General features: G+C 73.8%; 20 protein-coding genes and 1 pseudogene. 8 read left to right on the forward strand and 13 right to left on the reverse strand.

Annotated elements, in window-relative coordinates; translation table 11 throughout:
* Nucleotides 1-2: 2 nt before the first annotated feature.
* Complete coding sequence (locus ACWD0J_RS23970) at nt 3-872, reverse strand: polysaccharide deacetylase family protein (RefSeq protein ID WP_451497864.1); 870 nt, start codon at nt 870-872, stop codon at nt 3-5.
* Nucleotides 873-1336: 464 nt separating this feature from the next.
* Between ACWD0J_RS23970 and ACWD0J_RS23975 the strand changes: the two genes are divergently transcribed.
* Complete coding sequence (locus tag ACWD0J_RS23975; RefSeq protein WP_451497865.1) at nt 1337-1798, forward strand: universal stress protein; 462 nt, start codon at nt 1337-1339, stop codon at nt 1796-1798.
* Between the two features lie 69 nt (nt 1799-1867).
* On the opposite strand, the gene ACWD0J_RS23980 is transcribed toward ACWD0J_RS23975, so the two are convergent.
* Nucleotides 1868-3022 carry a CapA family protein gene (locus ACWD0J_RS23980; RefSeq protein WP_451497866.1) on the reverse strand — a complete coding sequence of 385 codons (1155 nt, stop codon included), beginning with the start codon at nt 3020-3022 and terminating at the stop codon, nt 1868-1870.
* 212 nt (nt 3023-3234) lie between these two features.
* Between ACWD0J_RS23980 and ACWD0J_RS23985 the strand changes: the two genes are divergently transcribed.
* From ACWD0J_RS23985 to ACWD0J_RS23995, 3 genes are all read left to right on the forward strand, one after another.
* Nucleotides 3235-3780 carry a sigma-70 family RNA polymerase sigma factor gene (locus tag ACWD0J_RS23985; RefSeq protein ID WP_451497867.1) on the forward strand — a complete coding sequence of 182 codons (546 nt, stop codon included), beginning with the start codon at nt 3235-3237 and terminating at the stop codon, nt 3778-3780.
* Nucleotides 3781-3917: 137 nt separating this feature from the next.
* A complete protein-coding gene (locus ACWD0J_RS23990) occupies nt 3918-4433 on the forward strand; it encodes a hypothetical protein (protein ID WP_451497868.1) in 516 nt (171 codons plus the stop codon).
* 151 nt (nt 4434-4584) lie between these two features.
* Nucleotides 4585-5253, forward strand: a complete 669-nt coding sequence (locus tag ACWD0J_RS23995) for a zf-HC2 domain-containing protein (RefSeq protein WP_451497869.1) — start codon at nt 4585-4587, stop codon at nt 5251-5253.
* Between the two features lie 46 nt (nt 5254-5299).
* Here ACWD0J_RS23995 and ACWD0J_RS24000 read toward each other — a convergent pair whose 3' ends face one another.
* From ACWD0J_RS24000 to ACWD0J_RS24010, 3 genes are all read right to left on the reverse strand, one after another.
* On the reverse strand, nt 5300-6163 hold the full coding sequence (locus ACWD0J_RS24000) for an Fpg/Nei family DNA glycosylase (RefSeq protein ID WP_451497870.1): 864 nt from the start codon (nt 6161-6163) through the stop codon (nt 5300-5302).
* A 31-nt stretch (nt 6164-6194) separates the two neighbouring features.
* A complete protein-coding gene (locus ACWD0J_RS24005; RefSeq protein WP_451497871.1) occupies nt 6195-8282 on the reverse strand; it encodes a SpoIIE family protein phosphatase in 2088 nt (695 codons plus the stop codon).
* 95 nt (nt 8283-8377) lie between these two features.
* Nucleotides 8378-9736, reverse strand: a complete 1359-nt coding sequence (locus ACWD0J_RS24010; RefSeq protein ID WP_451497872.1) for a DUF6777 domain-containing protein — start codon at nt 9734-9736, stop codon at nt 8378-8380.
* A 208-nt stretch (nt 9737-9944) separates the two neighbouring features.
* Between ACWD0J_RS24010 and ACWD0J_RS24015 the strand changes: the two genes are divergently transcribed.
* Nucleotides 9945-11366, forward strand: coding sequence for a lipase maturation factor family protein (locus tag ACWD0J_RS24015; RefSeq protein WP_451497873.1), 1422 nt, complete (start codon nt 9945-9947; stop codon nt 11364-11366).
* On the opposite strand, the gene ACWD0J_RS24020 is transcribed toward ACWD0J_RS24015, so the two are convergent.
* The 5 genes and pseudogenes from ACWD0J_RS24020 to ACWD0J_RS24040 all read right to left on the reverse strand — a co-directional run bounded on the left by ACWD0J_RS24020 (nt 11354) and on the right by ACWD0J_RS24040 (nt 15513).
* The gene (locus tag ACWD0J_RS24020; RefSeq protein ID WP_451497874.1) at nt 11354-12178 is read right to left on the reverse strand and encodes an amidohydrolase family protein; all 825 of its coding nucleotides are present in this window, start codon (nt 12176-12178) and stop codon (nt 11354-11356) included. The genes ACWD0J_RS24015 and ACWD0J_RS24020 overlap by 13 nt on opposite strands.
* An 89-nt stretch (nt 12179-12267) precedes the next feature.
* Nucleotides 12268-12417 (reverse strand): annotated as a pseudogene (locus ACWD0J_RS24025) (L-rhamnose mutarotase); the annotation flags it as partial.
* Nucleotides 12414-13400: an aldo/keto reductase gene (locus ACWD0J_RS24030; RefSeq protein ID WP_451497875.1), complete on the reverse strand. Its 987-nt coding sequence runs from the start codon at nt 13398-13400 to the stop codon at nt 12414-12416. The pseudogene ACWD0J_RS24025 and the gene ACWD0J_RS24030, both read right to left, overlap by 4 nt.
* Nucleotides 13397-14152, reverse strand: a complete 756-nt coding sequence (locus ACWD0J_RS24035; RefSeq protein WP_451497876.1) for an SDR family NAD(P)-dependent oxidoreductase — start codon at nt 14150-14152, stop codon at nt 13397-13399. The genes ACWD0J_RS24030 and ACWD0J_RS24035 overlap by 4 nt, the downstream gene beginning before the upstream one ends.
* Entirely contained in the window at nt 14149-15513 is a 1365-nt protein-coding gene (locus ACWD0J_RS24040; protein ID WP_451497877.1) for an L-fuconate dehydratase, read from the reverse strand. Before ACWD0J_RS24040 ends, ACWD0J_RS24035 begins: the two co-directional genes overlap by 4 nt.
* Nucleotides 15514-15749: 236 nt before the next feature.
* Here ACWD0J_RS24040 and ACWD0J_RS24045 point away from each other — a divergent pair, with 236 nt between their 5' ends.
* Nucleotides 15750-16451 (forward strand): FadR/GntR family transcriptional regulator, encoded by a 702-nt coding sequence (locus ACWD0J_RS24045; RefSeq protein WP_451497878.1) that lies wholly within the window; start codon nt 15750-15752, stop codon nt 16449-16451.
* Nucleotides 16452-16455: 4 nt separating this feature from the next.
* Here ACWD0J_RS24045 and ACWD0J_RS24050 read toward each other — a convergent pair whose 3' ends face one another.
* Nucleotides 16456-17586, reverse strand: coding sequence for a winged helix DNA-binding domain-containing protein (locus ACWD0J_RS24050; RefSeq protein ID WP_451497879.1), 1131 nt, complete (start codon nt 17584-17586; stop codon nt 16456-16458).
* A 245-nt stretch (nt 17587-17831) separates the two neighbouring features.
* Between ACWD0J_RS24050 and ACWD0J_RS24055 the strand changes: the two genes are divergently transcribed.
* Both ACWD0J_RS24055 and ACWD0J_RS24060 read left to right on the forward strand, forming a co-directional pair.
* Nucleotides 17832-18875 carry an alpha/beta hydrolase family protein gene (locus ACWD0J_RS24055; protein WP_451497880.1) on the forward strand — a complete coding sequence of 348 codons (1044 nt, stop codon included), beginning with the start codon at nt 17832-17834 and terminating at the stop codon, nt 18873-18875.
* Nucleotides 18876-19032: 157 nt separating this feature from the next.
* Complete coding sequence (locus ACWD0J_RS24060; RefSeq protein ID WP_451497881.1) at nt 19033-20376, forward strand: amidase; 1344 nt, start codon at nt 19033-19035, stop codon at nt 20374-20376.
* Nucleotides 20377-20383: 7 nt separating this feature from the next.
* Here ACWD0J_RS24060 and ACWD0J_RS24065 read toward each other — a convergent pair whose 3' ends face one another.
* Nucleotides 20384-20866 (reverse strand): N-acetyltransferase family protein, encoded by a 483-nt coding sequence (locus ACWD0J_RS24065; protein WP_451497882.1) that lies wholly within the window; start codon nt 20864-20866, stop codon nt 20384-20386.
* Nucleotides 20867-20921: 55 nt separating this feature from the next.
* A complete protein-coding gene (locus tag ACWD0J_RS24070; RefSeq protein ID WP_451497883.1) occupies nt 20922-21095 on the reverse strand; it encodes a hypothetical protein in 174 nt (57 codons plus the stop codon).
* Between the last annotated feature and the right edge of the window lie 35 nt (nt 21096-21130).

Consider the following 21130-nt stretch of genomic DNA (forward strand, 5'->3'; position numbering starts at 1 on the left):
GGTTATGTGTCCTGCCGTCGCGGGACGGTGACGTGGTAGCCGGAATCCAGCAGATGCGGCAGATAGTCGCGCAGCGCCCGGACACTCTGGGTGCGGTCACCGCCGGCGTCGTGCGAGAGCACCACGACACCGGGAGCGGCGCCGTCCTCCACCCGGCCGACGATGGTGCCGGTGCCGGGGGTGGTCCAGTCGAGGGTGTCGACCGTCCAGGCCAGCGGTTCCATGCCGAGTTCGGCGCCGAGCTGGAAGGCGGCCCGGTTCCAGGCTCCGTAGGGCGCGCGGAACCACGCCGGGCGCTCGCCGTACGCCTCCTCGATGACGTCGCAGGTGCGTTCCATCTGGGAGCGGATCTGGGCGCGGCCGAGCCGGGTCAGCAGCGGGTGGGACCAGGTGTGGTTGCCGACGACGTGCCCCTCGTCCGCCATGCGGGCCAGCAGGTCCCGGTGGTCCGCGGCCATCTCGCCGCACACGAAGAACATCGCGCGGACGTCGTACTCGGCGAGGGTGTCCAGGATGTCCGGGGTGTAGCGGGGGTCGGGCCCGTCGTCGAAGGTCAGCACCATGGTGCGGCCTCGTCCGGACACCCGCAGGAACGGTTCGCGCCGGACGAGGGTCCGGCCGGGCACGGTCCGGGGCGGGCCGTATCCGGTCAGGGGCTGGAGCCGGTAGGCGGAGGGTTTGAGTGCGCGGCGGGCCTGCGGGCCGGCGACCGGGGCGGCGGGCCGGGCCGCCTCCCCGCCCGAACCGGACACGAGCAGACCGGCGGTGCCGGCCGCCCCGACGGCGGCGGCGCCGGCGAGCAGGGCCCGACGCCGCGTGAACACCGCCGTCGCCGTCGACGACAGCCGGGTGAGCAACTGATCCTTCGTCATGACTCATCAGTCGCCCACGGCGGACCCGACGCACCACAACGGCACCGGGGCGGCGGCACGATTCCACCCGGGCGGCCTACGGCTCGCCGTCGGCGGCGGCGCACCACGGGAGGACAAGCGGCGCACCGCGGTGTTCCCACGCCAAGTGCCGGTGACCGGCCCGGTGTTCCGTCCGGCATTCCGTCCGGCATTCCGCCCGGTGATCCGTCCGATGTTCCGTCCGGTACTGCCGATTTCCTGCCGTCCTTCGCCGTGGTTGCGCGAACTCCGGGGAAAGGGGCACCCGAAGGGCGGGCACCGGCCGGCCGCCGCCCAAGGCCTGCCGTCGCTCTCGGCTCTCGGCCTCGACGGAGGGGACGAGGCCGGGCCCGGCGGACCGGGTGCGGACCTGTCCAGCAGGTCCGCACCCGGCGCCGCACCCGCGGCCGGCGGCGGGACCTGCGGATTCCGATAGCCTCACAGCCGTGACGGAACAGCGATCGCATCAGTTCGAGCGGGGCACGGACGGGCCCAAGGTCATCGTGGCCGGCGTGGACGGCTCCGACTCCTCGCTCCGCGCGGCGGCCTATGCCGGCGGTCTGGCCCGGCGCCAGCACGCGCTGCTCGCCGTCGTGTACGTGCAGCCGGTGCTCGGGGCGGGCGCGGCGCTCGGGGCGCCCGTCGCCGAGACGACCGACGAGATCGCCGAGGACCTGGTGGCACAGATCCGGGACGCGACCGAGCGGACCAAGGGGATATTCGACGTGCGCTGGGAGTTCCACACCTTCCGCGGCGATCCCTTCAGCGGCCTGGTGCGGGCGGCGGACGAACTGAAGGCGGACGCGGTGGTCGTGGGCGCCTCGGAGTCGGCCGGCCACCGGATCGTCGGCTCGGTCGCGGTGCGGCTGGTGAAGGCGGGGCGGTGGCCGGTGACGGTGGTGCCGTAGCCCGCCCCCACGGGCCGGCGGGCTACGGGGTCGCGGGTCGCTGCGGCGACGGGGAGACCGGCGGAGCGGTCAGCGCCCCATGGTCAGCCCGTCCTCGGCCGCGCCCCGGCTCAGCACCACCTGCCGGATCCGGTCGCGCACGGCGCGCACGTCGGCGCCCGAGGCGAGCGCCTGGTTGAGGTTCACCACGCGCCCCGCGTCGATGTCGAACCACTGCGGGACGAACTCGGCCCGCGTCACCCGCCAGCGCTCCCCCGCCCGCGCGGGCGGCGCGAAGGTGAAGCGGCCGAGCGTGGACTGGTTGCCGCGCGGATCCCGGACCCCCTGGTGGTTGACCATCCCGCCGGCGATCTGGTCGCCCATCCCGTACACCACCCAGGTGCCGTTCACCTTCTCGTACGCCTGCGGGACATGGGCGTGGGTGCCCAGGATCAGGTCGATGTCGGGACGCCCGCCGGTGCGGGCGGCGGTGAGGCTCCCCGCCAGGCTCAGCTGCCGCTCGTCGGGGGCGTCCTGCCACTCGGTGCCCCAGTGCAGGGAGACGACGACGACATCGGCGCCGGCCTCGCGGGCCGCCCGGGCGTCGGCGACGATCCTGGCCTCGTCGATCAGGTCGACGGCCCAGGGCTGCCCCTGCGGGAGCGGGAACCCGTTCGTGTCGTACGTGTAGGCGAGGTGGGCGACCTGCGCGGGACCCGCGCGCAGCACGGTGGCCGTGCCCGCCTCGGCCTCGGTGCGGGCGGAGCCTGCGTGCCGTACGCCCGCCCGGTCGAGGGCGTCCAGGGTGCGGCGGATGCCGTCGGCGCCGTCGTCGAGGCTGTGGTTGGAGGCGGTGGAGCAGCCGTCGTAGCCGGTCGCGGCGAGGCCCTGGGCGACCTCGGGCGGGGACTTGAAGGTGGGGTAGCCGGTGTAGTCGCCGTTCGCGCCGTACACGGTCTCCATGTGACACAGCGCCAGGTCGGCGCGGGAGACGACCGGTTCGACACCGGCGAGCATCGGGCGGAAGTCGTAGCCGGTGCCGCCCGCGTCGAAGCGGGCCCGGTCGATGATCGAGCTGTGCGGCAGGACGTCACCGGAGGCGACGAGCGTGAAACCGCGGGCGGCGGCGGACGGGGCCGGGTGTCCGGGCCCGGCGGGCCGTTCGTGGTCCTGGGCCTGGCAGGCGGCGCCCGCGGCGAGCAGGGCCGTGAGAGCCAGGGCGACCTGGCTTCTGCGTGCGATCATCAGCTCACCCCATTGTGGTCATATTGACCTACAAATAGGTACGAAGCTGAAGGCGCCCGCAAACAATCCCGCCGCCCTCTTTAGCCCGTCCGGAGCGCGCGGACGGCGCGGCGGGACCGTTCGTCGAACCGTTCGCCGACGCGATCGACCGTCCGCCGCAGAGCTGTGCGCCCGCCCTGTCCAGAAACCGTCCTCTGTTGTGCCATACGGCCATGACGGCCGGGATCACTCTCACGAACGGGACGACCGCCGAGCACGAGCTCGCCGCACTGCAGCGGGAGCACGGCCGGCCCCTCTTCGCGCTGCTGCTCCGGCTCTGTGACGGCGATCGACAGCGCGCCGAGGACCTCGTCCAGGAAACACTCGTACGCGCCTGGCAGCACCCTGAGGCCCTGCGCGCCGACGACTTCGACTCCGTACGGCCATGGCTGCTGACCGTGGGCAGGCGGCTCGCCATCGACGCGCGGCGGGCCCGGCAGGCACGCCCGGCGGAGGTCGGCGACGCGATCCTGGAGAACTCGCGGGTGTGCGCCGATCATGCCGAGCGGGCGGCGGCCACCCTCGATGTGCGGGAGGCTGTGAAGACACTCACTCGGGAACACCGTGACGTACTGGTGCTGGTGTATTTCCAAGGGGCGAGTGTGGCGGAGGCCGCGGAAGCCCTCGGCATTCCGCCCGGTACCGTGAAGTCCCGCGCGTACTACGCGCTGCGCGCCCTGCGCCGGGTGCTTCCGGGATATGCGGCCGACCTGCGGTGAAACCAATGACTTGGTCAAACCTCCGTAAAGCGCCTTGCCTTGGACCCCGGTCGGGTAATCGGCTGTCCTCATCCGTGTTCCGCACCGAGGACCCGGCGACGGGCTACGCGCACGCAACCGGAGGAAGGCAGGAAGGGATGCCGCACAGAGGTCACGAGAGCGCGGACGGCGCCGGCGGGGGCGAACTGACGGTCCCCATGGCCTGGTTGTACGCCGAGTACATCGCCGACGAACTGCTGAAGTCCGGCGATCTGATGCCGCCGACGTCCTTCGAGTTCCGCGCCGGACGGGACGCACTGGCGCTGACCATCTATCTGTCCGACACCGACGGCGAGTTGTCCGGCATCGAGGTCGTCTCCCAGCTGGAGAACTGGCTGTCGCTGACGGCGTACGACCAGCCCTGGCAGGACTGGGTGTGCGAGCGGATGGCCGCGCTCGCCGCCGCGACGGCCGCCTCCCGCGGCCCGGCTCCGGACCTGGAACTCGCGCGGGCGGCCTGGCGCTGGCTGGAGGAGACCGAGCTGCTCGCGCCCGATCTGAACGCGGTGCCGGGAGGCGGTGCGGCGGCCGGTGAGGACGAGGGGCCCAAGGTGTGGACGCCGGCCTGGCAGCTCGGATTGCCCCTGGGACACCTCGCCATCCATCTTTTCTAGATTCGTCTCGACTCGGACCAATCCCCGGGTCCGGCCGCTCCGAATCCCTTGGTTACGATTCGGTGTGGCCCTTGAGTGATTCGGCTGGCCGGTGCGTACCGGTGGGAGCACGGAGTAACCCCACCCGCACCCAACGGCACGAGGATTCGGCATGAGGTCCCTGGAGAGGCATCGCGATGTCGGCGCGTACGCGCTCGGCGTGCTGGACGAGGCGGAGGCCTTCCGCTTCGAGGACCACCTCATGGAGTGCCCCCGCTGTGCGGCACAGGTGACCGAGTTCGGACCTGTCACCCGGCAGATGATGCTGTACCGCCGGGCGACCCCCCGTGTCGTGCATCCCATGGCCCAGCCGGGCCCCCGACTGCTGGACCGGCTGCTCGGCGCGGTCGCGGCACGCCACCGGGCCGGGCGCCGGCGCCTGCTGTACGCGGTGGCCGCGGCGGTGGTGTTCGCGGTGGCCGGACCCGGCATCGCGCTGATGGCGAGCGGCGACGAGGCCGGGGGTGCCGAGGCCGGCGGGGTACGGGTGACCGCGACCGACGAGCGGTCGGGTGTGTGGGCCCAGGTCACCACCGAGGACAAGGTCTGGGGCAGCGACGTGGAACTCCAGGTCAAGGACGGTGCCGGTCCCCGCACCTGCCGCCTGATCGCCGTCGGCCTCGACGGCTCGGAACAGACGGTGACCAGCTGGAGCGTCCTGCGGCACGACGCCCGCCCGAACATCATGCGCGGCGGCGCGGCCATGCACCCCGACGAGATCGACCACTTCGAACTGCGCACGAGCACCGGGGAGCACCTGGTGACGCTGGAGACCCGGTAGACGGGAGCCGTACCTGCTCGGCCGCCCCTGGCGCGCGTGTCCGCGCCTACTTCAGCAGCCTCGACAGCCTGCGGTCCGCCAGCGGTCTGCCGCCTGTCTGGCAGGTCGGGCAGTACTGGAGCGAACGGTCGCTGAAGGAGACCTCGTGGATGGTGTCGCCGCACACGGGGCAGGGCTCGCCGGCGCGGCCGTGGACGCGCAGGCCGCTCTTCTTCTCGGCCTTCAGGCGGCCGGCCGCCACACCCCGGGAACGTTCCACCGCCTCCGTGAGAGTGGTGCGCAGGGCCTCGTACAGACGGCCGGTCTCCTCGGGTGTGAGCGACGAGGTCGGCTTGAAAGGGGACATCTTCGCCGCGTGCAGGATCTCGTCGCTGTAGGCGTTGCCGACCCCGGCGATCAGGCTCTGGTCGCGCAGCGCGCCCTTGAGCTGGCGGCGTTCACCCGTCAGCAGGGCGGCGAGACGGGCCTCGTCGAAGTCGGCGGCGAGCGGGTCCGGGCCGAGGCGGGCGATGCCCGGGACCTCCCGCGGGTCCCCGACGACGTACACCGCGAGGCGTTTCTGGGTGCCCGCCTCGGTCAGGTCGAAGCCGGCGCCGGTCTCCAGGGCGGCCCGCAGGGCGAGGGGACCCTTGCCGGGGCGGGGCGGGCCGTCCGGAAGCGTGTCCTTCCAGTGCAGCCAGCCCGCGCGGGCCAGATGGGTGACGAAGTGCGGGCCGCCCTCGGTGGCGAGGGCGAGGAACTTGCCGTACCGGTGCACGGCGGTGACCTGGCGGCCCTCGACGGCGGTGAGCGGAGGGTCGTACGTCTTCAGGACGCTGATCGCGACGGGCAGCACCCGGACGAGCCGGTGGCCGACCAGATGCTCGGTGAGGAAGTCCTTGAGCGCTTCGACCTCGGGGAGTTCCGGCATAGGTCCAGAGTGCCACCGGACACCGGAGTGCTCAGCTCGGCTCCGTCACCAGGAACTCGCACCACACGCACTTGCCGCCGCCCCGCGCCTCCACGCCCCACGCGTCGGTGAGCAGGTCGACGAGGAGCAGGCCCCGTCCGGAGACGCCCGACTCGCCCGCCTCGCGGCGGCGCGGCAGGGCGCTGGAGGGATCCTCGACCTCGACGCGCAGGCGGCGCTCCGTGCCGGTGAGGACCCTGAGGGTGGCGATCGCCGAACCCTCGGTGTGCATCAGGGCGTTGGTGATCAGTTCGTCGGCGACGAGTTCGATCTCGTCGCAGCGGTCGCGGGCGCCCCAGGCGGCGACGGCGGCGCGGATCATGTGCCGGGCCGCGGCCAGGGCCTCGGGGTCGCCGGGGGCCACGTGCTGCTGGAGGCGGCCCCCGGACCGCGGGGTGTCCAGACCGTGGCGGCGCAGCAGGAGCAGGGCCACGTCGTCGTCGCCGCCGCGTTCCTCCGCGACGTCGATGAGCCGGTCGGCGAGGTCGCGGACGTCGTCCGGGCCGGTGGCGATGAGCGCGGTCAGGGTGCGCATGCCGTCGTCGAGGTCGGCGCCGGGCTGCTCGACCAGCCCGTCGGTGCAGAGCAGCAGGGTGTGCCCGGGGTCGAGTTCGAGGGTGGCGACCGGGTAGTCGAGGCGCCCGAACTCGGCGGACAGGCCGAGCGGCAGGCCGCCCGGGACGGACACGCGGCGGCAGCTGCCGTCGGGGTGCCGGATCAGCGGGTCGATGTGTCCGGCCCGGACCACCTGGACCACGCCGGTCGACAGGTCGGCCTCGGCGTACAGGCAGGTCGCGAAGCGCTCGGTGTCGAGTTCGTGGAGGAAGACCGAGGCGCGGGCCATCACGGTGCCCGGGGTGTGCCCCTCGGCGGCGTAGGCCCTCAGCACGATCCGCAGCTGGCCCATGACGGCGGCGGCGTGGGTGTCGTGGCCCTGGACGTCGCCGATGACGGCACCGACGCGGCCGCCCGGCAGCGGGATCAGGTCGTACCAGTCCCCGCCGATGTCCCGGCCGGGGGAACCTCCGGCGGTCGCGGCCCGGTAGCGGACGGCGACGTCGGCGCCGGGGACGCTGGGGATGGAGCGCGGCAGCATGGCCTGCTGGAGGCCGGTCGCGAGGTCCTTCTCCTGCTCGAAGAGCATGGCCCGCTGCAGGCTCTGGGCGATGCTGCTGCCGAGGGCGACGAGGACGTTGCGGTCCTCGGGCGAGAAGCCGCGCCGGTCGCTGTAGAGCAGGCCCATGGCGCCGATCGGGCGGGCCTCGGCGATGAGCGGCAGATAGGCGGCCGCGGTGATGTCCAGGCCGGTGAGGTGCGGCCACAGGATGGGGTACCGCTCGGCGAACTCCTCCGGTGACTCGATGAAGCGGGGGCTGAGCGTGCGGACGACCTCGCTCATCGGGTAGGGCTCGTCGATCCGGGTGACGTCGGTGCCGGGGACGAAGCTGCCCTCGGGGCCCTCGGCGACCAGCCGGATGCGGCCGGCCTCGACCAGTCCGAAGACCAGGCTGGTGGCGCCGAGGTGGGTGAGGCCGTGGGTGTCCTTGAGGACGTCGATCACGTCGTCGACGGTGCGGGCGTGGGCGAGGGCGGCCGTGGTCAGCTGGACGACGTTGGTCTGGCGGCGCCGCGCCTCGTCCTGGGCGGCCTGATCGCGGCGGGACTCGATCTCGCTGAGCTCCTGGGTGGCGTCGCGGACGATGCCGACGATCCGGCGCGGACGACCCGTCTCGTCGCGCCGGATGTAGCCCTGGGTGTGGGTCCAGCGCAGCGAGCCGTCGCGGCAGCGGAGCCGGAAGTAGGTGCCGTAGTTCTCGCTGCCGTCCTTGATGGCCTGCGCGACCAGGGCGTCGAGGCGGTGCGCCTCCGCGCCCGGCACCCGGCTCGCCAGCGACCCGGGGTGGCCGTCGTACTCGTCGGGGCGCAGGTCGAAGACCTCGTGGGCCTGGGCGTCCATGTGGAACAGGCCGCTGTCCAGGTCCCAGTCGAAGCTGCCCATGCGGTTGAGCGCCAGGATCGGGTCCGGGTGGGCGGGCCAGTCGTCCGGGAGTGACAGGGCGCTCGCTCCCCGATCAGCCATGGGGCCACCTTGCCAGGATTCACCCGATTCTTCGACCGGGAGGACGGATCGGGGGGTGAGCGGGTGGGCCGGGGGCGCCTGCGCCGTCGGCCGGTTCAGACGCCGGTGGGGCTGCCGGGGACACTGTCCGTGCCGGCTTGGTCGTCGGGGATCAGTCCGCCGCCGTCGGGCGGGTCGGGGGCTTCCGGCACGGCGTCGGGGCCGGCCTCGTCGGAGGAGCCCGGGGAGGTGTCGGGCGCGTCCACGGAGGGGTCGTCCAGCGGGGCTTCCTCGGCGGTGGGCTCGCCGGGGACCGTGGTGCCGAGGCGGGGCGTGTCGTCCGGCTCGTCCGACGGCGTGAGAGGGCCGCCGGGGTCCGACGGGGACATGGCGGTGACGGTGGCCGTGGGGCAACCGGTGGGCTCGCCCGTGGTGGCGCCCGTGGTGGCGCCCGTGGTGGCGCCTGTGGTGGCGTCCGCCATGTCGTCGTCCGTCGGTACGTCGTCGGTGGCCTCCCGGGTGACCGTGGCGGTCGGCGCCGAGGACGAGGACGGAATCGGGGTCGGGGTGGGGGTGGGGGTGGGGGTCGGGCAGTCGCTCGCCGCCGGGGGGAAGCCGTCCGTCCTCGGGGACGCGCCGCCGCCGTTCGGCGAGGCGCTGGAGGAACGCCCGTCGGGGGACGGCGGGGTGGACGCCGGGGGCAGCGGGTCCGGCGTCGGCACGACGCGGTCGTGGCGGACGTCGTGGCTGACGCGCCGCTCGATCCAGGCGCGGCTGACGATGTCGATGATCGTGACGGTGGCGACGGCCCGGATGGCCGGAGCCACCGCGACGACCTGCGCGGGCCGGTAGCCGGCCCAGGGGCGGCCGTGGGTGCCCGGGCTGCCGCGCAAGGCCGCCGGCGGGGTCAGCGGGTTGCCGCAGGCACAGCGGACGCGCGGCACGCCCCGGTTGTCGACGAGGACGGCGGTGCCCGCCTGGAGGACGGACTGACGGCCGGTGACCCGCCCGTCGCGGTAGCCGTGGTCGGTGACCCGGGTGTCGGCGCGCAGGACGACCGGGGCCAGCGCGCGCAGGTAGTCCGGGACCGAGGCCGGGGAGACGCCCACGACCTGCGCGAAGGCGCGGGCCCTGACCCGGTCCCGGGTCAGGTGCTCGGCCTGCCGGAGCACGTCGCAGCTGCCGGCCCGCCGGATGCCGGCGTAGAGGCCGGGCGTCGAGCCGGAGACGGACCGTCCCCCGGCCGCTTCCGACGGGGCCGGCCGCGGCGTTCGGGTGACCGGCGGCGGTGCGAGCGCGGAGGCCGCCGTCGAGTCCGTGAAGGGGTCAGGCCCCTGGGCCGCGGCGGGCTGGAGGAAGAGTTCCCCGCTCGCCCCGGTGGCGTCGGCGTCGTCCCCGGCGCCGCCGCAGCCGGCGACGAGGAGCGCCGCCGAGAGCGCGCAGGCCGTGCCGAGGGTTGCGGTGGGTGTGCGCACCACGTTCTCCCGTCCGTCCCGCCCATGTCGGGCATGTCGCCACTATTGTCTGCTTCACTCACTTGGGTTACGCAAGCGGAAGGAAGGTACACGGAGAGTCACGCGGGGTCCGGCGGGGATCCGGCGCGGAGTCTCCGGAGTCAGAACCGGGAGTCTCCGGAGCGGGCCGGGAGTGCCCGCAGCGAGACGCAGACAGGAGCGCACGGCCGTGGACTGGTTCACCGCACCCGAGTACTGGATGAGCCGGCTGGTCTTCCAGCGGGCTCTGGCCGGCGTGTACCTCGTGGCGTTCCTGACGGCGGCCCTGCAGTTCCGCCCGCTGATCGGCGAGCGCGGCATGCTGCCCGTGCCCGAGTACGTCGAACGGGTGCCTTTCAAGCGGGCGCCGAGCCTGTTCCAGCTGCGCTACTCGGACCGCTTCTTCGCGGTCTGCGCCTGGACGGGCTGCGCGGTGTCGGCGGCGCTGCTGGCGGGACTCGACTCCCGGCTGCCGCTGTGGGCCGCGATGGTGATGTGGGCGGTGCCGTGGGCGCTGTACGTGTCGATCGTGAACGTCGGCCAGACCTGGTACGGCTTCGGCTGGGAGTCCCTGCTCCTGGAGGTCGGATTCCTCGCCGTGTTCCTCGGCAACGACGAGGTGGCCCCGCCCGTCCTGGTGCTGTTCCTGCTGCGGTGGATCCTGTTCCGCGTCGAGTTCGGCGCGGGTCTGATCAAGATGCGCGGCGACGCGTGCTGGCGGAAGCTGACGTGCCTGGACTTCCACCACGAGACACAGCCGATGCCGGGCCCGCTGAGCTGGTTCTTCCACCATCTGCCCCGGCCGCTGCACCGGGTGGAGGTGGCCGCCAACCATGTCACCCAACTCGTCGTCCCCCTGCTGCTGTTCACCCCGCAGCCGATCGCCACGGCGGCGGCCTCGCTGATGATCGTCACCCAGCTGTGGCTGGTGCTGTCGGGCAACTTCTCCTGGCTGAACTGGATCACCATCGTGCTGGCGCTGTCGGCCGTGCGGTTCCCGGGCGATCCGCCGGCGGTGCCCGGCGCCCCGCTGTGGTACGAGGTGCTGGTCCTGGCGGTCGCCGCGCTGCTCGTGGCGCTGAGCTATCGCCCGGTCCGCAACATGCTCTCCCGGCGCCAGGTCATGAACCGTTCCTTCGACCCGCTCCATCTCGTCAACACCTACGGCGCGTTCGGCAGCGTCAGCCAGGTCCGGTACGAGGTGGTGGTCGAGGGCACGGCCGACGAGGTGCCGCGCGAGGACTCCGACTGGCGGGAGTACGAGTTCAAGGGCAAGCCCGGTGATCCCCGGCGCTGGCCGCGCCAGTTCGCGCCGTACCACCTGCGGCTGGACTGGATGATGTGGTTCGCCGCGCTGTCGCCCGCGTACGCCGGGACGTGGTTCGGCGTCCTGGTGGAACGGCTGCTGGAGAACGACCGGGACACGCTGAGGCTGCTGCGCCGTTCCCCGTTCCCGGCCGGCGCCCCGCCCCGCCACATCCGCGCCCGCCTCTTCCGCTACCGGTACACGACCTGGCGTGAGCTGCGGGAGACGGGCGCGTGCTGGGAGCGGACGTATGTGCGCGAGTATCTGCCGCCGACCCGGCTGTCGGGGGTGGCTCAGAGGCCGTAGACGCGAACGGCGGTGGTCTCGAAGACCTGGGTGTGCGCGCTCGCGGGGACCAGCCGGCGTGCCGCGTCCAGTACGTCGCCGTACGTCGCCGCGAGCGTGCACACCGGCCAGTCGGAGCCGAACATCAGCCGGTCCGGTCCGAAGGCGTGCAGCGCCGCCTCGGCGTACGGGCGCAGGTCGTCGACGGTCCAGGAGGCGGCGTCCGCCTCGGTGACCATGCCGGAGAGCTTGCAGACGGTGTGCGGGAGGGCGGCGAGGGCGCGCAGGTCGGACGCCCAGGGTTCGAGGGTGCCGGAGGCGATCGGCGGCTTGCCCATGTGGTCCAGGACGAAGGGGAGTCCGGGCAGCGCCTCGGCCGCCTCGACGCAGGCGGGCAGCTGGTGCGGCAGGACCACGAGGTCGTAGACGAGTCCCGCTTCGGCGACGGCGGTGAGCCCGCGCCGTACGTCCGCCCGCAGCAGCCAGCGCGGATCCGGCTCGCCCTGGACCTGGTGCCGGACGCCCTTGAGGTACCGCCCGCCGGGGAGTTCCCGCAGCCTGGCCAGTTCCTCGGCCACGTCCGGGCGGGTGAGGTCGATCCAGCCGACGACGCCCGCGATCAGGTCGTGCCGGGCGGCGAGGGCGAGGAACTCCGGGGTCTCCTCGGCGACGGTGACCGTCTGGACGAGCACCGTACGGTCCACTCCGGCGGCGCGGGCCTCGGCGGCGAGGTCCGCCACGGCGAAGTCCCGCCGGAGGGGACTGTCACCGGCGATCCAGTCCTGGTCCCGTACGGACAGGTCCCACACGTGGTGGTGCGCGTCCACGGTCACGGCAGCTCCCCCACCACGGGCAGACCGGCGTCCGCGCCCTCGCCCGCGCCCTCGCCCGCGCCCGCGCCCTCGCCGGAGCGCAGGAGGTCGAAGAGGTCGGTACGGCGGCGCCAGATCGTCCAGTCCGCCGCGCCGGTGGCGCCGATCGCGTCGGTGAGCCCGGCCGGGACCTCTCGGCGGGCGGCCTCGTGCGCGGTGATCCGGTCGGCGCGGACCTGGGTGCGCGGGGCCGCTCTCATGACGGCTCCCCGGCGGGGACGGGGGCCTCGGCCGGCAGGAGGCCGGTGTCGCGCAGCTCGCGCCAGAACGCGGCGGGGACCGGGGCCGCGAACTGGTCGGCGCAGTCGCGCACTTCGGCCGCGGACCGGACGCCGACCAGGACACTGGCGACCGCTTCGGGGGCCGCGCAGAAGGCCAGAGCCGCGGCGCGCAGGGTGGTGCCGTGGCGGTCGGCGACGGCTTTGAGGCGCAGCGCGCGGTCCAGCAACTCGGCGGGCGCCTCGGCGTAGTCGTACGTCGCTCCCGGCCTCGGGTCCGCCAGCAGGCCGGAGTTGAAGGCGCCGCCGATGACGACGGAGGTGCCGCGCTCCTCGGCCGCCGGGAGGAGTCCGGTGAGCGCCTCCTGGTCGAGCAGGGTGTAGCGGCCGGCGCACAGCACCACGTCGACGTCCGTGTCGCGGACGAAACGGGTGAGCATCGCGGTCTGGTTCATGCCCGCGCCGATCGCGCCCACCACGCCTTCCGAGCGCAGTTCCTCCAGAGCCGGGTAGCCCTCGCGGAAGGCCTGTTCGGCGTGGTCGTCGGGGTCGTGGAGGTAGACGACGTCCACGCGGTCCAGGCCGAGCCGTCCGAGACTGGCCTCCAGGGTGCGTCGTACGCCGTCGGCGCTGAAGTCCCAGACGCGGCGGTGGGTGGCGGGTACCGCGAAGCCGTGGGCGAGGTCGTCACCGCCGTCCTGGACGGGGTCCAGACGGCGGCCCACCTTCGTCGAGACCGTGTACCGGTCGCGGGGGTACTCGCGCAGGGCCGCTCCGAGTCGGCGTTCGGACAGGCCGAGGCCGTAGTGCGGGGCGGTGTCGAAGTAGCGCACGCCCCGCTGCCAGGCGGCGGCCACGGCCTCGTGCGCCTGCTCCTCGCCGACCTCGGTGTAGAGGTTGCCGATCACGGCGGCGCCGAAGGCGAGGGCGCTGACCTCGACGCCGCTGCGGCCGAGCGTGCTCACCGGCCCGCCGGCCGCAGACGCAGGCCCTGCATGCCGCCGTCGACGGCGAGCGAGGTGCCGGTGGTGGCGCCGGACAGCGGGCTCGCCAGGTAGGCGATCGCGCCCGCGACCTCGTCCGCGCTCACCAGGCGTCCGGTGGGCTGGCGGGCCTCCAGGGCGGCGCGTTCGGCGGCCGGGTCGGCGGCCTTGGACAGCAGCCGGCCGATCCACGGGGTGTCCGCCGTGCCCGGGTTCACACAGTTGACGCGGATGCCCTCGCGGACGTGGTCGGCGGCCATCGCGAGGGTGAGGGAGTGCACGGCGCCCTTGGTCGCGCTGTACAGCACCCGCTGCGGCAGGCCCGCGGTGGCCGCGACGGAGGACGTGTTGACGATCGCCGCGTGCGCGGACGCGCGCAGGTACGGCAGCGCGGCGCGGGCCACCCGGACCATGCCGACGACGTTGACGTCCAGGACGCGGTGCCACTCCTCGTCGTCGTTGTCCTCGACGGTGCCCTGGGCGCCGATGCCCGCGTTGTTGACCAGGACGTCGAGTCCGCCCAGGCCGGCCGCGGCGGCGGCGACGGCCTCGCGGACGGAGGCGTCGTCGGTGACGTCGGCCCGGTGGGCGAGCAGAGGTTTCTCGACCGACGAGGGGTCCAGGTCGAGGACGGCGACCCGGGCGCCGCGCGCCGCCAGGAGTTCCGCGGTCGCCCTGCCGATGCCGGAGGCACCGCCGGTCACCAGGGCCTTGAGGCCCTCGAAGTCGCTCATACCGCCTGTCCCTTCGTGTTCTCGTCGCTCTGCGTCTCGAGGTCGGCGGCCCAGAAGGCACCGTCGGGGAAGGTGTACCGCGCGATCGACTCGGGTCGCATGGCGGCCGAGAAGCCGGGCGCGGCGGGTGCCGTGTAGTGGCCCTCGCGGATCACGACCGGGTCGAGGAAGTGGTCGTGCAGATGGTCGACGTACTCGATGACCCGGTCCTCGGTGGTGCCGGAGAGCGCGACGTAGTCGAACATCGACAGGTGCTGGACGAGTTCGCACAGGCCGACGCCGCCGGCGTGCGGGCAGACCGGCACGCCGAACTTCGCCGCGAGCAGCAGCACCGCGAGGTTCTCGTTGACGCCGGCGACCCGGGCCGCGTCGATCTGCACGATGTCGACGGCTCCGGCCTGGAGCAGCTGCTTGAAGACGACCCGGTTGTGCACGTGCTCGCCGGTGGCGACCTTCACCGGGGCCACCGCGCTGCGGATCGCCGCGTGCCCGAGGATGTCGTCGGGGCTGGTGGGCTCCTCGATCCAGTACGGGTCGAACTCGGCGAGGGCTCTGGTCCAGCGGATCGCCTCGTCGACGTCCCAGCGCTGGTTGGCGTCGATCGCCATGCGGATACCGGGGCCGACGACCCGGCGGGCGACGCGGCAGCGCCGTACGTCGTCGTCGAGGTCCGCGCCGACCTTGAGCTTGATCTGCCGGAAGCCGTCGGCGACCGCCTGGGCGGCGAGCCGGGTGAGCTTCTCGTCGTCGTAGCCGAGCCAGCCCGGGGAGGTGGTGTAGGCGGGGAAGCCGGTGGCCAGCAGGTGCGTGGTGCGCTCGGCGGCGCCGTCTTGGCCCTTGCGCAGGAGGTCCAGCGCCTCCTCGGGGGTGAGGGCGTCGGTGAGGTAGCGGAAGTCGACCTGCGCGACCAGCCACTCGGGGTCGGCCTCGGCGAGCAGGCGCCACAGCGGCTTGCCGGCGCGCTTGGCCGCCAGGTCCCACACGGCGTTGGTCACCGCCCCGATCGCCATGTGCATCACGCCCTTCTCGGGCCCGAGCCAGCGCAGCTGACTGTCCCCGATCAGGTCCCGGTACAGCGAGCCCGGGTCGGCGCACACCTCGTCGACGGACCGCCCGACCACGTGGTGGCGCAGCGCGTGGATCGCGGCGACCTGGACCTCGTTGCCCCGCCCGATGGTGAAGGTGAAGCCGTGCCCCTCCGGACCGCCGTCCGTGCCGTCGCTGTCCGTGCGCAGCACGACGTACGCCGCCGAGTAGTCGGGGTCCGGGTTCATCGCGTCGGAGCCGTCGAGCTCGCGGGAGGTGGGGAAACGGATGTCGCGGGTGTCGACCGCGGTGATGCGGACGGGCGTCGGGGACACGGAGGGCCTCTCGGTCGGTGGCGGGGACGGGGCGGGTCAGTCCTGGACACGCCCGGTCCTGCCGGGCATCTGGTGGCTCCTCGTTGAGCGTGTTGTTCGAGCAGACGACTGCATACTTATCAGACCACTGGACCGAAACGGCACCCCGCAGCACCATGTTTTCCCCACCTGAGGTCACAGTGGTCCTACCACTGTGGTGGTTAGACTGCGGCGCACCCCGGGAGTGGAGGAACGGCGTGGACGAGACAGCCCCGCAGAAGGGCTCCGTGACGCAGCGCGCCATCGAGCGGATCACCGCGATGATCGGCGAGGGCCGGCTGGAGCCGGGCCAGCGGCTGCCGACGGAGCGCGATCTGGCGGTCCAGCTGGGCATCTCCCGCAGTTCGATGCGCGAGGCGATCCGGGCGCTCACGGTCATGGGCGTGCTGGAGGCCCGGCACGGTTCGGGCATCTACGTCACGCAGCTGGAGGCCGGTGACCTGCTGGAGACCTTCGGCGTGGTCGCCGACCTGTCCCGCGGCCCGCGCCTGGTGGAGCTGCTGGAGGTGCGCCGCATCCTGGAGTCGACGGCGACCGCGCTGGCGGCGGCCCGGATCACCTCCGACCAGCTCGCCGAGGTCGAGAAGCACCTGACGGCGATGAACGCCACCGACGATCCGGAGGTGATCCTCGCCCACGACCTGGCCTTCCACCGCGAGATCGCCACGGCCGCCGGCAACCAGGCCATGGCCGCGATCCTGGACGGCCTGTCCTCCCGCACGTTCCGCGCCCGCGTCTGGCGCGGCTACCAGGAGCAGGGTGCCTTCGCCCGCACCCGACGCGAGCACGCCGCCATCCACCGGGCCCTGGTCGCCCGGGACCCGGAGGCGGCACGGGCGGCGGCGGCCGCGCATGTGGGAGAGGTCGAGGAATGGCTGCGGGCTCAGCTCGGCGGCTGAGGGCTCAGCCCGGCAGGATCCGTACCCGGGCCTCGGGGAGCTTGGCCCACCAGTGGCCGTAGCGGCTGTAGACGCGCGGGTCGCGCGGGGCCAGCAGCCGCGTGAGGGACGCGGCCTCCGCCGCGAGTCCGTCCCACGCCGCGGGTGACAGGTCGTGGAAGGCGGTCGCCTCGATGCCGCCCTCGACCGGGCGCCACACGCCCGCGACATAACCGTCGACCAGCAGCGTCGGCAGCACGTCGCCGTTGACCCGGATCACCAGGGGACGGTAGTCCGGCGGGATCACGCGTGCGCGGTCGGCGTGGGCCAGCAGGACGCTGTCCCACATCGCCATCAGCCGGGGCGGGGCCGGGGTGTCCGCGGGCGGACGCGGGGCCCCGGGAAGGTCGAACAGGGCCGTGCCGTCGGGCCCCTCGACGTGCTCCACGGCGTCGCCGAGCGCACGGAGCGCCGTGCGGACGCGGGCCCGCTGCACCAGGGCGAACTGCGCCACGTCCGCCACCGACGCCGGTCCGAACCCCGCCAGATACCGCAGGACGAGGGTCCGCAGCGCCGCTTCCGTCCCCGCCGTCGTCGGTGCGGAGCGCGCCGCGACGTACGACGGTGAGGTGCCGAACGACCAGGGCCCGCCGGTCGGGGCGTGCAGCAGCGGCGCGTACCCCTTCAGACCCCACCACGCCCCGGCGCTCCGCTCGGCCCCGAACCGCTTCTCGCACCAGGCGTTCAGCTCACGCGACGTGCGCGGCCGCTCGGCGAACTCCAGCAGCTCCGGTATGAGTTCCTCGGCGTCCGCGGGGGTGAGCCCCGCGGCGGCGAAGCGGTGGCCGAGCCGGGAGGCCCGCAGTGTCGGCCGCATCGCCTCCCGGAACACCGGGTGATCGTCCGCGTGGACCGCGTGGAGGGTGATCCGCATCAGGGTCGCCTTGACCACCGTCTGCTCCGTGAAGGCGGCGTCCAGGTCGGCCGGATCGAAGCCGGCGATCCGGTTCCACAGCGCGAGATACGGCGACGCGGGCTGCTGCGCCTGCAACGCCCCCGCCCGCCGCACCGCGTCGACGACCCCCGACCGCTCCCGCCGGAGCAGCGACTGACGATGGAGCGTGGCCCGGTTGAGTTCTCGCGCGGTGATCTGCACGACCCGGATTGTGCCGTGTGCGCACGGGTGAGGGCCAGGCCGGGCCCGGCCCGGCACCGGGGCGACCGCGGTGGGGAGCGCGGGCGAGGCGTCCCGGGTGTCGCCCCGGGTGCCTCGGCTCGGTGCCGCACGGTCGGGCCGTGACTGTCCGGCCCGCCCCGGACACCGCCGCCGACCGATGGCCCGGAGAGCCGAAAACGCGGGAACCGCGCCCCCGGCGGTCCGCTCCGGGGGACAATGAGGCTATGCGGTCATGGGGTACGGCCTGCGTCGCCGCCGCGCTGGTGCTGGTGGCCGCGACCGGCTGCACCGGAGACGGTGGCGAGGGCGACGGGGCGCGCACCGGCCCGCCCTCCTCCGCCCGCACCGCGAACCAGGGCCAGGACCCCACCGCGTCGCCCTCCGCCACCCGCACCCCCGTCGACCCGGTGTCGATCCCGGGCCTGATCCAGCGCGAGCACCGCGGCTCCGGCCTCCGGCTCGGCACCGTGCTCACCCGGACCGACGCCTACACCGGCTACCGCGTGACGTACCAGGCGAACGGCCTGACGATCTCCGGCCTCCTGAACATCCCGACGGGCAAGGGGCCCTTCCCGGCGCTGGTCCTGGCGCACGGCTACATCGACCCGGCCGTCTACACCACCGGCCGCGGCCTGGCCCGCGAACAGGACCTCCTGGCCCGCGACGGCTACGTGGTCCTGCACACCGACTACCGCAACCACGCGGGCTCGGACGACGACCCCGACAACGACGTCAACCTCCGCCTCGGCTACACCGAGGACGTCATCGGCGCCGTCCTGGCGCTGCGCTCCTCCGGCCGCCCGGAGATCGACGGCGACCGGATCGGCCTGCTGGGCCGGTCGATGGGCGGCGGAGTCGTCTACAACACGCTGGTGGTGGCCCCCGGCCTGGTCGACGCGGCCGTCGTGTTCGCGCCGGTCAGCTCCCGCCCGGCCGAGAACGTCGACCACTTCCAGCGCGGCGAGGGCGATCCGGTCGTCGCCGAGATCGAGGCCGCGCACGGCACCCCGGAGGAGAACCCGACGTTCTGGCGGGAGGTCGCGCCCGTCACCTACGTCGACCGCGTGACCGAGCCGCTGCTGATCCACCACGGCACGGCGGACGACACCTGCCCCCTCGCCTGGTCCCGGCAGACCGTCGCCGCGTTCGAACGGGCGGGCAAGGACGTCCGGCTGCGGACGTACGAGGGCGAGGGGCACACGTTCGGACCGCAGTGGCCGCGCTCGATGGACGCCACGACGGCGTTCTTCGAACGGCACCTGAGGTGAGGGCCGTTCGGCCGGCCCGCCCGGCCCCCCGCTCCCCCGCGCGGCCGGTGGCCGAGGAGCCCCGTCCGCAGGTCCAGCCGCGAGGGCTCTCGACGCGGCGCCCGCTCCCGGGCAGAGTTCTCCCTACATACTCACCAGTAGCCTCCGAGGAGCGCCCGTGACCAACTGGGTCGGCCGGACCGCCGCCGAGATCGCCGCCGCCGTGCGCGAGAAGCGCGTCACGCCCCGCGAGGTGGTGGCCGAACACCTCGCCCGGATCGAGCGGCTCGACGGCCGCATCGGAGCGTTCCGAACGGTGCGGGCCGAGGCCGCGCTCGCCGAGGCCGACGAGGTGGCCGCGCGGGGCGACCTGAACGGACTGCCGCTGGCCGGCGTGCCCGTGGCCGTCAAGGACAACCTGGCCGTGCGCGGCGAGGCCAAGCGCGTCGGCTCCGCCGCGACCCCGGACACGCCCGCCGCCGCCGACCATGTCACCGTGGCCCGGCTGCGGGCGGCGGGCGCGGTGGTGGTGGGCCTGACCAACGTGCCGGAACTGTGCGTCTTCGGCACCACCGAGGGCGTCCACGGCACCGCCCGCAACCCGTGGGACACCTCCCGCACGGCGGGCGGCTCGTCGGGCGGCAGCGCGGCCGCGGTCGCGGCCGGCCTGGTGCCGATCGCCCTCGGCAACGACGGCCTGGGCTCCCTGCGGATCCCGGCGGCCAACTGCGGTCTGGTCACCCTGAAGCCGGGCCCCGGCGTGGTGCCCGCCGGGGTCAGCGACGGCGACTGGTTCGGCATGTCCGAGAACGGGCCCCTGGCGACGACGGTCGAGGACACCCGCCTGATGTTGTCGGTCCTCGCGGACACCGTGTTCGTACGACGGGCCCCGGACGCGGCGCACCGCGTCGCCGCCTCCCTGCGCAGCCCGCTCGCCGGTGTCGCCGTCACCTCGCCGTACACCACGGCGGTCCGGGAGGCGGCCGGCGTCCTCATGAAGGCGGGTCACCAGGTACGCCGGGCCGATCCGCCGTACCCGCTGTCGCTGAGCCTCACCTCCCTCGCCCACTGGACGGCCGGCACGGCCGTGGACGCGCGAGGGCTGGACCGGCGGCGGCTGGCCCGGCGCACCCGGGTGCACGCGGCGGTCGGACGCCGCTTCGTGAACTCGGTGCGCACCGGGGAGGGGCGGCAGGCGCTGCGCCGGCGTCTGGAGCCGTTCTTCGACGAGTACGACGTGCTGCTGATGCCGGCGCTCGCCCGCCGCTCCCCCAAGTCCGCGCCCTGGCACGAGCGGGGCTGGCTGCGCAATGTGCTGGCCAACACGAACTACTCGCCGCTGACGCCGCCGTGGAACCTCACCGGCTGGCCCGCGATGTCCGTCCCGTTCGGCACTCTTCCCTCGGGCGCCCCCTGCGCCGTGCAGTTGGTGGGGCTGCCGGGGTCGGAGGCGGATCTGCTGGGCGTGGCGGCGCAGTTGGAGGAGCGGCGCCCGTGGGAGCGGACGGCACCGCTGGAGTAGGGGCGGGTCACAGGGCCTTGTACATGATGTGCAGGCCCACCCGGCCGTGCCGGGGGTGGTCGTACGCGTCCGGGACCGTGCCGAGGATCGTGAAGCCGAGGGATGTCCACAGCTTCACGGCCGGGTTGGTCTCGACGACGGCGTTGAACACCATCCCCCGGTAGCCGGCGGCCTCGGCGGCGGACAGGACGTGTGCGGCGAGGGCGCGGCCGTAGCCGCGGCCGCCCTGGTCGGGGTCGACCATGAAGCCGGCGTTGGCGACGGCGGAGCCCGGGCCCCCGTAGTTGGGGGTCAGGTAGGCGGAGGCGACGACGGCGCCGCTGTCGTCCTCGACGACGTAGACGCGTTTGGCCGGGGCCATCCACAGGGCGCGGGCCGCTTCCTCGGAGGTGTCCGGGTCCCAGGTGTAGGTGTCGGCGGCGGCGACGATCCGGTGCCAGAAAGGCCAGATCCGTGGCCAGTCGTCGGCCACGGCTTGTCTGATCAGCATGGGCGTGAGTCTCGCACGCCCATGCGGCCGGCGATCGGGGCGGGTCGCCCCCGGGTCAGTCCACGCTGGGGAGGATATGGGGCTCGGCGAGGTCGTCCTCGTAGCCCGCGAGAAGGATCGGGGCGGACCGGGCCCACACGTCGAGGCTGCCGATCTCTCCGGGCCTGCGGCCCGCACGCTCCGGGCGTTCCTTGGGGCGTTGTTCGCGATTCGTCTTCTCCGGTGTCACCGCGCACTCCTTATGTGTCGGATCACCCTCGGGGC

This window comes from Streptomyces sp. NPDC003011 (assembly GCF_053591515.1).

Excerpts from the sequence above, each read along its gene's own strand:
- ACWD0J_RS23970 (WP_451497864.1), bottom strand. The coding sequence starts at position 872 with ATGACGAAGGATCAGTTGCTCACCCGGCTGTCGTCGACGGCGACGGCG.
- ACWD0J_RS23980 (WP_451497866.1), bottom strand. The coding sequence starts at position 3,022 with ATGATCGCACGCAGAAGCCAGGTCGCCCTGGCTCTCACGGCCCTGCTC.
- ACWD0J_RS23985 (WP_451497867.1), top strand. The coding sequence starts at position 3,235 with ATGACGGCCGGGATCACTCTCACGAACGGGACGACCGCCGAGCACGAG.
- ACWD0J_RS23990 (WP_451497868.1), top strand. The coding sequence starts at position 3,918 with ATGCCGCACAGAGGTCACGAGAGCGCGGACGGCGCCGGCGGGGGCGAA.
- ACWD0J_RS23995 (WP_451497869.1), top strand. The coding sequence starts at position 4,585 with ATGAGGTCCCTGGAGAGGCATCGCGATGTCGGCGCGTACGCGCTCGGC.
- ACWD0J_RS24000 (WP_451497870.1), bottom strand. The coding sequence starts at position 6,163 with ATGCCGGAACTCCCCGAGGTCGAAGCGCTCAAGGACTTCCTCACCGAG.
- ACWD0J_RS24005 (WP_451497871.1), bottom strand. The coding sequence starts at position 8,282 with ATGGCTGATCGGGGAGCGAGCGCCCTGTCACTCCCGGACGACTGGCCC.
- ACWD0J_RS24035 (WP_451497876.1), bottom strand. The coding sequence starts at position 14,152 with ATGAGCGACTTCGAGGGCCTCAAGGCCCTGGTGACCGGCGGTGCCTCC.
- ACWD0J_RS24055 (WP_451497880.1), top strand. The coding sequence starts at position 17,832 with ATGCGGTCATGGGGTACGGCCTGCGTCGCCGCCGCGCTGGTGCTGGTG.
- ACWD0J_RS24065 (WP_451497882.1), bottom strand. The coding sequence starts at position 20,866 with ATGCTGATCAGACAAGCCGTGGCCGACGACTGGCCACGGATCTGGCCT.